Below are 14,810 nucleotides of genomic sequence, written 5' to 3' on the forward strand. Positions count from 1 at the left end.
TGACTCAATTTTAGAAATCCATATAGTGTTGTAAAATAACTTATATTTACATCTCATATTATTTATTTTATGGAAGAGAATAAACATGTCACGATCTATGATATTGCGGAGAAGTTGAATCTAGCGACTTCCACAATTTCAAGAGCTTTAAAAGATCATCATTCAATAAGTGATAAAACGATAAAAAAAGTCAAAAAAGCAGCCAAAGAAATGGGATTTGTTCCAAATACTCTGGCGGCAGGACTGCGTGGCAATAAAACAAAAACAATTGGGGTTTTAATTCCAACGGTTACACAGCCCTTTTTGTCATCACTTATTAGTGGTATTGAAATTACGGCACAAAAATCGGATTATTCGGTTATTATTATGCAGTCGCATGACTCCTATCATGATGAAGTGAATATGGCTAAATCATTGTATAGCAATCGTGTAAGTGGCGTTATTTGTTCGCTTGCGATGGAAACTAGAGATACAGCGCATTTTGAGCAATTTTCAAATAATAATATTCCGCTTGTGTTTGTAGACAGGGTTCCGAAAGAGTATAATACTTTTAGAGTGGTTATTGATAACTATTCGGCTGGTTATAAAGCAACCAAGCATTTAATTGAGCAGGGCTGTTTGAGAATTGCTCATTTGACCGCTGGCGCCGAATTTGGGAATCTATATAACGAAAGAAAACGAGGCTACATGGAAGCCCTTCGTGATCACAATTTGCCTATAATTGACGAATTGATTGTTGATTTGAAATCGGTTACGTATGAAGATGGGGTAAAAGCCAGCAATAAATTGTTTGATTTAAAACCGCTTCCAGATGGACTATTTGCTTCTGGAGATATTATAGCAGTAAGTGCTGTGCAGACAGCCAAAAAAAGAGGAATAAAAGTTCCGGAAGATTTGGCAGTTATTGGTTTTAATAACGACCCTATTTCTGAAATCATAGATCCAAACTTATCGACGATCACACATCCCGCAGAAAAAATGGGAAAGGCAGCTGCCGAAATCATTATAAAAAATTTAAAATCACTTAAAGAAAGTGAAGTACAAGAAATTACATTCTTAAATACAGAAGTTCTTGTGAGAGAATCGTCGAAGAGAAATAAAGATAAAGACAAATGAAAATAAGATATAAAGTTTTTTTATAATACTTTAGTCATTTAAAAAGCTCCCGTCAACTGAATTGACGGGATTTTTTTTGTTTTATGAGCAACCGATTGCCTTTTAGGTCTATTTTTCTGAATAAAATGTTACTCATTGCTAATTTCCTATAATTCATTTTGTATTGCCTTTAACTACTTACAAGTGCTATTTCGAGAAACTTGTAAGGAAGAGAAAGAAAAAGTCGGAATTTTAATTTTTACTTTTTTTTTGGTTTTTTTAACAAATGATTAATTTATCTACAACGTTTTCGTGATTAGTTATTGCTGTTTTGATGAATTTTTAAAAATTTAGTAAAATTATTAAATTATGCATTTTTTAAAGTTGTTTTTTTTTAATTATTCAAATAAAAAAATTGCACAACCGGTTGTGTGTTGTTGTATTTTATATATATTTGTTCAAACAAAGATTTCTTTTAGCTTTCATTATGATTCAAATGTATGCTATAAAAAAGTCCTGTTTAAAATGACCAACTAACTAACCAAACTATTAACTAATTAAATTAACCATTTATGACTAACTTTTTAATTACTAAAAGCAAATGGAAATACTTTGAAAATCTGGGAATGCTGTTCCTGCTGTTTGTATTTTCTGCTGCAGTAAATGCCCAAACCACTGTTTCTGGAATAGTTTCAGATGCAAATGGACCAATACCTGGAGTTAATATTATTGTAAAAGGAACAAACATTACGACAGTTTCAAATTTCGATGGAGCTTATACCATCAATACTTTGCCTGCAAACGGAGTTTTGGTTTTCAGTTTCATTGGATATAAAAGCAAAGAAGTGGCTGTTGGCAATCAAACTAAAATAAATATAACGCTTGAAGAAGATTTAAATGATTTGAAAGAAGTAGTGGTAGTAGGTTATGGTACCATGAAAAGAGGGGATTTGACTGGAGCCATTTCTTCAATTTCTAGCAAAGCAGTAACTGAATCTGTTGTTACTACTGTTGATCAGCTTTTGCAAGGTCGTGTAGCTGGAGTTCAAATGCAGGCTAACAGTGGAGCACCGGGAGCAAGTTCTTCGGTTCGTATTCGTGGAATCAGTTCATTGAACGGTTCTAATGAACCTATTTATGTAATTGATGGTGTCATTATCGATGGTACGGCAAGTTCTACAACTTCGAACCCATTGTCTTTTATCAATCCGTCAGATATTGTGTCGATGGATGTTTTAAAAGATGCTTCAGCCACTGCAATTTATGGATCACGTGCAGCAAATGGAGTTATTATTGTTACAACTAAACGAGGGAAAAAAGGAGAGATGGCACTTAACTTTGACAGTTATGTGGGCTGGCAGGAAATTCCGAAACACTTGGATTTGCTTAATTTAAAACAATATGGTGAGCTTAAAAATACACGCGCCGATTTAGGAATTGTCCAACGTGACAATACTTTCATAAGAACTGATTTATTAGGAGAAGGAACAGATTGGCAAAAAGAGCTTTTTGATACAGCATTGATGCAGAGTTACAACTTATCGGCTTCAGGAGGGACAGATGCTACTACTTATGCAATGGGAATAGGCTATTTAGACCAGGAAGGTATCGCAATTGGATCTAGTTTTGATCGTTTCAATTTAAGAGGAGTTATCGATTCTCAACTAAAAAGTTATTTTAAAGTTGGGGTAAATTTTGCAATGAGCAAAACAAACCAAACCACTACTGTTACTGATGATTCTTTGATTCTGACAGCTCTTAAACAAACTCCAAACGTTGCTGTTCGCAATGCTGACGGAACTTTTGATGGTCCAGATACAACTGAGTTTGTTCAAAACAATCCAATTGGTCTGGCTTCAATCAAAGACAATCATAATATTAACTATAATATGAGAGCTAGCACTTATGCTGAAATCAGTTTTACAAAAGACTTGAAGTTCAAAACACAATACTCAGTAGATTATAGTTTTGTCAATAATTATACTTTCAGTCCGTCTTACACTTTTGGAGCTCTTGTAAACGATGTACGTGAAGGAACTAGAACAAAATCAAATAGTGATTTTTGGCTTTGGACAAATTCATTGAACTACAATAAAACTTTCGGTTCGCACAACATCAATGCAATGGTTTCTCAAGAGATGCAAGAGTCGCATTGGGAAAATCTTTACGGTTATCGTTCAGGATATTTAACAAATGGCGCAACAGACTTAAATGCGGGTGACGCGACAACGGCGAAAAACTCAAATGCAAGTAATACAAGTGCCTTGAAATCTTATTTTGCTAGATTGATCTATTCTTTCAATGATAAGTATTTGTTGACGGCAACTATTCGTCGTGACGGTTCTTCAAAATTTGCTGAAGAAAACCGTTGGGGCTGGTTTCCATCTGCCGCTGTAGCTTGGAAAGTTTCAAATGAGGAATTTTTAAAAGACAACAAAGTGGTTAACAATATGAAATTGCGTGTTGGTTGGGGAGAAGTAGGTGGTCAAAATGTGCCAAATTTTGCTTACACATCAACTTACAATGCTTCAGCTACAAATTGGGGAACCGGGCTTCTTGCAGCAAATACAGCGAACAAGGATTTGAAGTGGGAAACTACTGCTCAAACCAACATTGGTCTTGACTTAGGTTTCTTAAATAACAGAATCGAACTTACAACAGATGTTTATTATAAAAAGACAGATAATTTGCTTTTGCAATTGCCACTTCCTGCGTACGTTGGTACAACTGGGCAAGGAGCAACATCTTCACCTTGGGTAAACGTTGGTTCGCTTGAAAATAAAGGTATTGAGTTTACATTGAATACATTGAATATGGACAGAAAAGATTTCACTTGGAGAACTAATGCTACATTTTCAATGAACAGAAGCAAAGTTCTTGCGTTAAACACTGAAACTGGAATTTTGAACAAAAGCATTCAACAAGGTTCTGATGTAACAATCGTGACGCGTACTGCAGTTGGAGAACCAATTGGGCAATTTTACGGTTACAAAGTTATAGGACGTTTTGAAAATGCTACTGACTTTTATTATAAAGACAAAAATGGTGTTGTACAGCCGACTGCTTTGCCAGAAGGAATGAAAATTGGTGAAAATGGAGTTTGGATTGGAGATTATATTTTTGAAGATATCAATAAAGATGGCGTAATCAACGAAAAAGACCGTGATTATATTGGTAATGCAAATCCTGATTTTACCTTTGGTGTGAATAACTCTTTTTCTTTCTTAGGTTTTGATGTAAGCGTTTTGGTTACAGGCTCATATGGTAATGAGGTTGCCAATTACCAAAGACGTTGGTTAGAAAACCCTCGTGAAAATACAAATTTATTGACTTCAGCTCTAGGATATGCTCAATTGGAATTAATTGATCCGACAGGACCAAATGATTATCGTAACGTGCATATTGTTGGGGGTGACCCTTATATGCCAAGAATTGGAGCATCATCGGCTTCATCATCATCAAACTATCGTTTCAGCAACCGATTTATAGAAGATGGTTCTTATGTGAGAATTAAAAACATTTCAATTGGATACAATCTTCCTCAGAAATTATATTCTAAATATGGAATTTCAAACATCAGAGTTTATTCAAATGCTCAAAATGTCTTGACTTTTACAAAATACAAAGGATATGACCCTGAAGTTGGATCGCTAAATCAAGATGCGCTTTTAACTGGTATCGATAACGGACGTTATCCTTCGCCAACGATTACAACACTTGGAATAAATGTTAATTTCTAAAATATTGCTGACAATGAAAACAAAAAAAATATTATACTCGGTTCTTTTGATCGCATTACCATTTGTTTGGACTAGTTGCAGTGATCTTTTAGAGGTTGAACCTGAAGATCAAATTACAAAAGAAAATTTTTATCAGTCTGAAGCCGATTTTCAAGCAGCGACTGGACCACTTTACAATAAAGTATGGTTTGATTTTAATGATAAATTCTATTATGGTTTAGGCGATGGCCGTTCGAACAATTTATATGCACCATATTCAGATTACGTTTACCCGTTTACAGATTTGTCTGAAACAGGATTGACAGGACCATTAGTATCTGCTTGGGGATCTTTGTACAATGTGGTACAGCAATCAAATAATGTTATTAATGGTATTACAGACAGTAATGTAAATGCAACTATTAAAAACAAATATATTGCCGAAGCTCGTTTTATGAGAGGAACTGCTTACTGGTATTTGGCGTCGCTTTGGGGTGACGCTATTATTTCTACAGATCCTAGAGAATTGGTGAAAAATCCTGTAGTAAATAAAAACCCAATGAAAGATGTTTATGAATTTGCAATTCGCGATTTAGAGTTTGCAGCAAAATATCTTCCAGAACAAGCTGGCCAAGCTGGACGTTTGACAAAATACAGTGCTTTCGGAATGCTTTCTCGTGTTTATTTATCTTTTTCAGGTGTAAGTGATAATCCAAACAGCGGCACTCGCAAGCAAGAATATCTTGATTTGGCTAAAAAAGCGGCTGAAAAAGTAATCAATTCTGGTCCGTATAAACTATTAGCGAATTATGCTGATTTGTTTAAAATTGACAATAACAACAATCCAGAATCGATGTTTGCACTTCAATGGGTTCCAAATGGGGATTATGGTGTAAACAATACACAACAAGCGTATTTTGCATTAGGTTCTGATATTACAGGTGATGATGCAGCTTGGGGATATTGGACAAGAGCTTCTTATGATGTTCTGAAAGAATATGAATCTAAAGATGCACGCCGTAAAGCAACTTGGATGGGCGATGATGATTTTTATCCAGAAATAAACAAAGCAAACGGAGGTTATACGGTAGATCATGGAAAAGATTTCCTTACAGTGAAAAAAGGAGTTGTAGGTTCTACAAAAGACAATGCTAAAACAACTCGTATGAATTCAGGTTTAAATACTTATATGCTGCGTTTAGGAGAGGTTTATTTGAATTATGCTGAAGCGACATTAGGAAACAGCACTTCAACAGCAGATGCAAATGCGGTTAACGCTATAAACTTGCTTCGTTATCGTGCAGGTCTTGATTTGAAAACAACACTTACTTATGCCGATATTATTCATGAAAGAAGAGTTGAATTGTGTATGGAAGGGCAATATTGGTATGATTTAGTTCGTAGATCATATTACAAACAGCAAGAAGTGATCAATTATATCACGGCTCAAAACAGAGGAACGATTGTTCCGATTTTGTATGATACAGCAACAAATTCAGTTTCTATTGATGCTTCAAGAAGCAGTAGTCCACGTTCTATTGGTGTAATTGATGCCACTATTTTCCTTTTGCCTTATCCAGAATCTGAGTTGGTTCAGAATCCGTTGTTGAGAGAAAATCCGGTTCCGTATCAATTTACAGAAGAAAAAATCAAAGACTTATTCTAATAATCTGAAAATAACAAATCTAAAAGAAAGATTAATATGAAATATATTTTAAATAAAAAGTTTTGGGCACCCATTGCATTTCTTGGAATAATGGTTTTTAGTATACTGTTTACTTCCTGCGATAGTAATGATGATGCAAGCAAACAAATAGTAATCAGCAAAGTATTTCTAGAAGATGTAAACTCAACTGTTCCAGACAGAGAAGTGTCTTTCGCTCGTTTAGGTCAGACATTGCGTATCGAAGGTTCTGGATTTACGGGATTGAGAAAGGTATTTATCAATGGATATTCGACTTACTTTAATGTGGTTTTTGTGTCTGATAATTCAATGATCATCAGTGTTTCTGCTGATACGCCAACAATTGAAGCAGATCCAGCAGTTAGAAATACGATTCGTTTTGTAAATGATAATACAGAAACGACATTCAGCTTTGACATTCGTTCAGGAAAACCAACTATTACTGGGATTTCGAATATGATGCCCAATCCAGGTGAAATAGTTTACGTACAAGGTACAGGTTTGACTGAAATTAAGAAAGTAGTTTTTCCAGGAAATGTTACGGTAACGGCAGGAATTGTTTCTGATCCTGACGGAGAATTTTTTACAGTTCCAATGCCAAATGGCGTTTCAGATATTGGAGGTTCTTTATTTGTTGAAGGTTCAAATGGAGGAGTTTATTCTCCAGCATGCTTCAACTTCAAAAAAGGATTGTTGCTTAATTTTGATGGACAAGGGCAACACGGATATTGGGGAACAAGCACAAGCATGATTCAGCCAGCTGATTTAGAATCTGTTGCTATTGGAACTGACAATATTTCTCAAGGTAAATATGTACCACATCGTCCGGCTCGTATAGCTTCTTTCGATGCGGGTAAAAACCGTAATTCAGAAGTTTGGACAGCAGGAAATGGAGTAGATAATTGGAGAGCGCAATTAACGCCATATATCCCTGCAAATACGCCACTTGACAAAGTAGCACTTCAATTTGAAATTTATGTTCCAGATACTTGGAAAGATACTGGATTCTTGAAAATTTGTATGATTAATAATTTCAACGGAGGCGAATGGTCAGGCGCTTGCTACAATTTCGTTCCTTGGATTATTGAAGGAAAAGCATCAGAATTCAAAACAACAGGCTGGAGAACAGTAACAATCCCGTTGAATAAATTCTACGCTTGGTCTAAGGAAGCTTTTACTTTCGAAACAGTTCTAGCATATCGCGAAGCGGCTACTTATCAAAACTTCGGAATGTATTTTGAAAACTCTAATGTAAAGCTGAAAGATGTTACGGGAGTAGCAAGTGAAGTTGAGTTTGCTGCAAAAGCAACTTCGGTAAAAGTGTACACAGACAACTGGAGAATTGTATCGCTAAATATGCCAGTTTATAACGATTTTAATTAAAAAAGCATCCAAATGAAATATAAAAATATACTTCCAATAGTTGCCTTGTCATTGATGGTTTTATCATCTTGTGATGATAATTTGATGGACTGGGAAAAAGATCCTGAACATGGCGCTGTAACAGGGGCAGAGCTTCCACTTGAATTAGTAGAAAAAATTAGTCGTTACGAACCTTTAAAAAATTATAGTGATTTCATCCTTGGAAACGGAATTGGAGCAGATCTGTACATGAGCGATGCTGCGTACCGCAAAATTGTAAATGAAAATTTTGACGAAGTAACGCCAGGTTATGCTATGAAACATGGCGCAATGGTAAACTCAAAAGGAGAAATAAATTTTGCAACGATTGATGCATTTATTGCCGAAACTAAAAAGGCAGGTTTAAAAGTCTTTGGACACACTTTGGTTTGGCATTCCAACCAAAATGCAAGTTACTTGAATAGTATTATAGCGCCAACAGTAATTCCGGGCTCAAGTGGTACTAACATTCTAGATATTGCCGGCTTAAAAAGCGGCGCTTTTACAAATTGGGCAAGAAACAATCCTGGAAAGGGAATAACAGTTGTAGCAAATTCAGGGCTTACAAGTACTTCTCAGGCTGTTCAATTGCAGTCTAGCGCAACTTCTTCGGCTGCTTACAATTTGCAGTTGACATCGCCAAATGTGCCGATTGTTGCAGGACATAATTATGAGATCTCATTTTACATTAAATCTGATGTTGCGGGAAAAGGACGTCTTTCTTTTAATGCGTCTTTATCAAATCAATATCCATATAAAGACTGGTATAATACAGGAGGATCTTGGACAGAAGCTTTTGCTACAACATCGTCTTGGCAACAAGTTAAAATTAAATTAGCTCCCGGCGATTTCAAATCAGGAAGCACAAGTTTTCAGTTCAATATTGATTTGGGCTATTTGCCAAACGTAACCTATTTGATTGATGTGAATACCTTAGCAGTTGTCGATTTAGATGCTGCTGCAACGGTAACTAATTTAATTGCAAACGGAAAGTTTGATACTGATTTAACTGGTTGGTCAAAATACAATGGAGCAACTGATGCTTTAAGTTTGGCAACTTCAGCAAATGCGTATCAAGGAAATGGTGCTATGAAAGTTGTAAATGCAACAAGCGATGCAGCAAATCAATGGAAAACACAAATTCATTCTGATTTTACAACTAAGATGACTTTAGACAAAGATTATACAATCTCGTTTATGATTCGTTCAGAGGCGCCTGGTTCTATGCGTTGTTCAACAACCGGTACAACTGCTCGTTATCAAGGTGATCAAGCGACTTCAACAACATGGAAGCTTGTAGAATGGAAATTTAAGGGCAACGGAACTGAAACAGGATTAAACTTCGATTTAGGAGGTGCTGCCGGAACCTATTATATTGATAATGTTGTAGTAACTGATGGAGCTACATCGGGAGGTGCAACACCACCAGTAAACATCGATAAAACGGATGCTGAAAAAACAAAAATCATTGGTGATGCAATGGCAGATTGGATTACTAAAATGATGGCGCACTACAAAACAAGTGTTTTTGCATGGGATGTTGTAAATGAGCCAATGAAAGAAGACGGAACATTGAGAAATGGAACGGAAGGCGACACCGCAACAGATTATTTTTCTTGGATCAAATATTTAGGAAAAGATTACGCTGTAACGGCGTTTAAATTAGCACGTGCAAATGGTAATGCGACAGATAAATTATTCATAAACGATTATAATTTAGAATCAAGATTAGACAAATGTGATGGTTTGATTGAATATGTAAAATATATCGAAAGCAAGGGAGCAACTGTGGATGGAATTGGAACACAAATGCACATTTCGCTGACAACTGATAAAGATAAAATTGTTCAGATGTTCCAAAAATTGGCTGCTTCTGGAAAATTGATTAAGATTTCTGAATTAGATATCAGATTAGGTACTGCTACACCAACAGTTGAGCAACAAGCTTCTCAAGCAGCAATGTACCAGTATGTTATTGATATGTACAAAAAATACATTCCGAAAGCACAACAATACGGAATTACAATTTGGGGAGTTTCAGATAATGCTAAAGAACATGAATTCTGGCTTCCAAACGAATCTCCAAACCTTTGGGATGCAAATTATGTTCGCAAACATGCATACAAAGGAACTGCAGATGGGCTTGCAGGAAAAGATGTAAGCGCTGGATTCTCTGGTGAGTTAGTAAAGAAGTAATATTTTAAAAACGATTGAGATGTGATTGTCTCAATCAAAACCAAAAAAGCTTTGTCAAAGTTTCAAACTTTGGCAAAGCTGCTTTGTTTAGTCTTACTATTAAAATTAAAAGTATGTTTAATATTTTAAAGAACAGTTTCCTTTTAAGTGTTTTATTGACAATGCAAATTGGCTTTGGACAAAACTTTCCTCATCTTCAAAAAAAAGGAAATAAAACACAATTGATTGTTAACGGAAATCCTTTTATAATTCGAGGAGGAGAGCTAGGAAATTCCTCAGCAACAACGATGGAAAGTATGGAATCAATTTGGGACAAACTGACGGATATGAATTTAAATACGGTTTTGACTCCTATTTATTGGGAATTAATTGAAAAAGAAGAAGGCAAGTTTGACTTTTCATTGGTAGATGATTTGATTCTAAGAGCAAGAAAAGAGAATTTAAAACTTGTTTTTCTTTGGTTTGGATCGTGGAAAAACAGCATGTCGAGCCATGCGCCAGAATGGGTGAAACTGAATCAGAAAAAATATCCAAGAATCAAAGACGACAAAAACAAAAGTCATGAAATCTTGACTCCTTTCAGCGAAAATAACCTAGCTGCCGATTTTAATGCATTTCAGAAACTGATGAAGCATATCAAAGATTTTGATCAGAAAGAGCAAACGGTTATCATGATTCAAGTTGAAAATGAAATTGGCATGTTGCCAACAGCAAGAGATTATTATCCACTTGCGAATGAAGCTTTTCAAAAGCAAGTGCCAGCTGAATTATTAAAATACATGCAACAAAACAAAGAAAAGCTGGCTCCCGAATTTTTAGAAATCTGGAAAAAAAATGGTTTTAAAACAAAAGGAAATTGGGAAGAAGTTTTTGGAAAAGGACTTCAAACCGATGAAATTTTCATGGCTTGGTATTTTTCTCTGTTTACCAATAAAGTGGCCAAAGTTGGAAAAGAAGCTTATTCAATTCCGATGTTTGTAAACGCCGCCTTAAATGCACCAGAAAAGAAACCTGGAGAATATCCAAGCGCAGGCCCGTTGCCACATGTAATGGATGTTTGGAAAGCTGGAGGAAATGCAATTGATTTTTTGTCTCCAGATTTCTATAACCCTAATTTTAAGCATTGGAATGATTTGTTTATTCGTCAAGGCGATCCGTTGTTTATTCCAGAACATCGTTTTGATGCCACTGCACCTTTCAAAGGTTTATATGCTATTGGCCATTACGAAGCTATTGGTTTTTCACCTTTTTCTATTGAATCTGTAGGTGATGCAAAGAAAGAACCGCTAGGCAAAATTTATGAATTAATTGAGCAATTAAGACCAGTAATCGAACAAAATAAAGGCAAAGGAAAGATCGATGGTGTTTTGTTGGATAAAGAAAAAGCATCACAGATTATTCAGCTTGGAAATTACGAATTTACATTCAAACATGATTATACTTTAAATTGGTCGGATGGAGCCAAAGAAGCAGTTTGGCCAATGACCAGCGCTATCATAATAGAAATTGCTACAGATGAATTTTATATTGCTGGTTCTGGAATTGTTGTCACTTTTAAATGTTTAAAAGATATAAATTGTAATGCCGGAATTTTAAAAACCGATCAAGGAAAATTCGAAAATGGCAAATGGAACACTATCCGTCATTTCAACGGAGATCAAACCCATCAAGGACGACATCTCAGAATTGCAGTTGATGACTACGAAATTCAAAAGATAAAATTGTATTCGTACGAATAAATTTTAAGAGACAAAGAAACTAAGGGACAAAGTTGCATAGGTTTTTTCAAAGCAAACCCGACAGGTTTTTAAAACCTGTCGGGTTTGCTTTATAATAAAACTGGACTGAAGTCCGTTTACTATGCTCAAAGTAAAACCTTTGTCCATTTGTTGCTATGCCTTTTGTCTCTCTAAACAAACCCGTTTTCTTTATCAATAAAAGCCCATTCTGCCATGGCTTGAATCACAGGCATCAAACCATTTCCAGCAGGACTCAAACGATAGGTAACAAAAGGAGGAACAACAGGTTTTGCTTCTCTAATAATAAGATTATCGGCCTCAAGTTGTTTTAAATGCTGGATCAACATTTTTTCACTTACAGCTGGAATTGCTCTTTTTAATTCACTATAACGCTGACTTCCACCAGAAAGATGATATAAAATAATTGGTTTCCAATAACCGCCAATTTTTTCCATAACATATGTTACGGGGCATTTTTCCAAGGCATATTGCTTGTTTTCCTGAATAGTCGAAGATTCTTTTATTGCTGTCATTTGTGCATACTTTAGGGTAAGTACTTGTCTAAAAGTAAGTACAAATATACCTTTGTTCTAGATAATAAAAAAATGTATCATTATGAAAATAACAATATCAGGTTCTTTAGGGAACGTAAGCAAACCATTAGTACAAAAACTTGTAGCATCTGGACATGAGGTGACGGTTATTAGCAGTAATTCTGATAAGAGTCAAACAATTGAAGCTTTAGGTGCAAAATCTGCAATTGGCTCTATGACCGACGCTTCATTTTTAGAAAAAGCATTTACTGGAGCTGATGCCGTTTATGTAATGACGCCACCAAATATGGGTGGTGCGAGCATTTTGACAAATATGAGAACAGCGGGTCAAGCTTTTGCCGAAGCAATCCAAAAATCAGGTGTTAAGCGAGTTGTGATGTTAAGCAGTATCGGCGCTGATTTGCCAACTGGAACAGGTCCAATTGCAGGACTTTACAATATTGAAAAAATATATCAAGAGTTAGAAAACGTAGCGATAACTTTTGTTCGTGCCGGATTTTTTTATACTAATTTTTATCACGATGTTCCAATGATAAAAGGAGCAGGAATAATTGGATCCAATTTTCCCGCTTCGACTGTAATTCCTTATGTACATCCAAATGATATTGCGATTGCTGTTGCCGAGGAATTAGAAAAAACAAGTTCTGGGAAAAACGTTCGTTATATTGTAAGTGACGTTCGTAAACCTTCTGATGTTGCAAAAGTACTAGGCGATGCAATCGGAAAACCAGAATTGCCGTGGATCGAGTTCACTGATGAACAAGCCTTAAACGGAATGGCTCAAGCTGGATTGCCAGAAGAGATTGCAGGCTTATATACCGAAATGGGAACAGGTCTAAGAAGCGGTGCAATTGCCGAAGATTTTCTTAAAAACAAAACATCAATTGATGGAAAAATTAAATTGGAAGATTTTGCAAAAGAGTTTGCTTCAAATTTTTAAAATTATTTAAATTCAAAGCTAAAAATCACTATTTATAGTGATTTTTTTTGTTTATAGACTTACTACTTTCGCCTCAGGATATTTTTTTTGTTTTTTTATTTTAATAGTAAGCCTAAGAACAAAATGGGCCGAAATAAAAGAGATTTTTTATAAGCCTATTTTATTTTTTTGAGCAATAAAAATGGGCAGATTAGTTTCTGCCCATTTTTTAATTTCCGTTGTTTATATTTTAGTAGTGAGTTTCAAAATATTTTTAGTGATAATATTTTTGTCCGATTGCGTTTTGGCTAAACCAAGAGCCGTTTCAAAATTCTTTTTTGCTTTCAGATTGTCAATATCAGTGTATAAATTCCCGAGTAAAGAATAATAGAAATGATTGTCAGTCAAATTCAGTTTTTCAGCTTCGATGATGGCCTCTTGTTTTCCTCTGACTTTTGATAAGGCAAAAGTTCGGTTCAATGCTACAATGGGCGAATATTCTAGAATAATCAAATGATTGTAGAGTTCCAGAATGTTTTTCCATTTCTCCGAAGTATCACTTTTAAGGGTATGCCAATAGGCAATTCCGGCTTCAAGATGATATTTTGAAAGAGTATCTCCAATAGAAGATTTTCCTAAGAAATAAGTGCCACGATCAATCAATTCCTGATTCCAAAGTGTCTCATTTTGATGTTCGTATAAAATAATTTCACCGTTTTCTGAAGTTCTGGCTTCAAATCGGGAAGAATGAAAGCACATCAACGCCATTAAAGCATTTGTAGAAGGCAAATTTGTTGCTGTATTCTGAATCAACAAATAGGCAAGGCGCATGGCTTCGGCGCAAAGATCTTTCCGCAAAGTCGTATTTTGAGAAGTCGAGTAGTAGCCTTCAGAAAAAAGCAAATAAATCGTTTTTAAAACCGTGTCGATTCGGTCTTTGATTTCAGTTGAATTCGGACTTTGAATTTTGATGTTTTCTTCCTTAAGTTTTTCTTTCGCACGATTTATACGTTTGTAAATCACTTCTTTATTGGATAGAAAAGCATCTGCGATTTCGTTTATTCCAAAACCGCACAATAAATTCAGTGCCAATGCAATCTGTGCTTCATCTGAATTACAAGGATTGCAGACCATAAAAATCATCGCCAGCTGACTATCAACAATATTTTGTTCTGATAAATCAATTTCAATTTCTTCACCATTTAACGGGGAAGTATGTTTTATTTCAGAAACGATTTTTTTTTCAAAAATGTCATTTCGCTTAAAATGATTTTTGGTTTTATTTTTAGCAACGGTATAAAGCCAAGCCGTCGGATTATCTGGAATTCCTTTTATAGCCCAAGTTTCTGAAGCGGCCAAAAAAGTATCGCTCACAATATCTTCGGCAATTTCAATATGATGAATGCCAAACAAATTACAAAGTACCGAAACAATTTTCTGGTATTCCGTTCTGAATAAATTGGGTATAAGCTCTTTTTCCAAAATTGTTAATTGTAATTGTAA

Annotated in this window: 9 protein-coding genes; 7 read left to right on the plus strand and 2 right to left on the minus strand. The window is 35.3% G+C overall.

What is annotated here, in order from left to right; all coding sequences use genetic code 11:
• The first annotated feature begins 69 nt into the window (after positions 1–69).
• The 6 genes from H600_RS0115275 (at position 70) to H600_RS0115300 (ending at position 11,834) form a co-directional block, all read left to right on the plus strand.
• Positions 70–1,116 (plus strand): LacI family DNA-binding transcriptional regulator, encoded by a 1,047-nt coding sequence (locus H600_RS0115275; RefSeq protein ID WP_026729604.1) that lies wholly within the window; start codon positions 70–72, stop codon positions 1,114–1,116.
• Between the two features lie 551 nt (positions 1,117–1,667).
• Positions 1,668–4,835: a SusC/RagA family TonB-linked outer membrane protein gene (locus H600_RS0115280; protein ID WP_026729605.1), complete on the plus strand. Its 3,168-nt coding sequence runs from the start codon at positions 1,668–1,670 to the stop codon at positions 4,833–4,835.
• Positions 4,836–4,848: 13 nt separating this feature from the next.
• Complete coding sequence (locus H600_RS0115285; protein ID WP_026729606.1) at positions 4,849–6,480, plus strand: RagB/SusD family nutrient uptake outer membrane protein; 1,632 nt, start codon at positions 4,849–4,851, stop codon at positions 6,478–6,480.
• Positions 6,481–6,516: 36 nt separating this feature from the next.
• On the plus strand, positions 6,517–7,881 hold the full coding sequence (locus tag H600_RS0115290) for a glycan-binding surface protein (protein WP_026729607.1): 1,365 nt from the start codon (positions 6,517–6,519) through the stop codon (positions 7,879–7,881).
• Between the two features lie 12 nt (positions 7,882–7,893).
• Positions 7,894–10,095, plus strand: a complete 2,202-nt coding sequence (locus tag H600_RS0115295) for an endo-1,4-beta-xylanase (RefSeq protein ID WP_026729608.1) — start codon at positions 7,894–7,896, stop codon at positions 10,093–10,095.
• Positions 10,096–10,208: 113 nt separating this feature from the next.
• A complete protein-coding gene (locus H600_RS0115300; protein ID WP_026729609.1) occupies positions 10,209–11,834 on the plus strand; it encodes a GH35 family beta-galactosidase in 1,626 nt (541 codons plus the stop codon).
• Positions 11,835–12,004: 170 nt separating this feature from the next.
• Here H600_RS0115300 and H600_RS0115305 read toward each other — a convergent pair whose 3' ends face one another.
• Positions 12,005–12,367: a winged helix-turn-helix transcriptional regulator gene (locus H600_RS0115305; protein ID WP_026729610.1), complete on the minus strand. Its 363-nt coding sequence runs from the start codon at positions 12,365–12,367 to the stop codon at positions 12,005–12,007.
• Positions 12,368–12,449: 82 nt separating this feature from the next.
• Here H600_RS0115305 and H600_RS0115310 point away from each other — a divergent pair, with 82 nt between their 5' ends.
• A complete protein-coding gene (locus tag H600_RS0115310) occupies positions 12,450–13,328 on the plus strand; it encodes an NAD(P)H-binding protein (RefSeq protein WP_026729611.1) in 879 nt (292 codons plus the stop codon).
• Between the two features lie 222 nt (positions 13,329–13,550).
• On the opposite strand, the gene H600_RS0115315 is transcribed toward H600_RS0115310, so the two are convergent.
• Positions 13,551–14,792 (minus strand): RNA polymerase sigma factor, encoded by a 1,242-nt coding sequence (locus H600_RS0115315; protein ID WP_026729612.1) that lies wholly within the window; start codon positions 14,790–14,792, stop codon positions 13,551–13,553.
• Between the last annotated feature and the right edge of the window lie 18 nt (positions 14,793–14,810).

Origin of the sequence: Flavobacterium denitrificans DSM 15936 (assembly GCF_000425445.1) — a bacterium.
GTDB lineage: Bacteria > Bacteroidota > Bacteroidia > Flavobacteriales > Flavobacteriaceae > Flavobacterium > Flavobacterium denitrificans.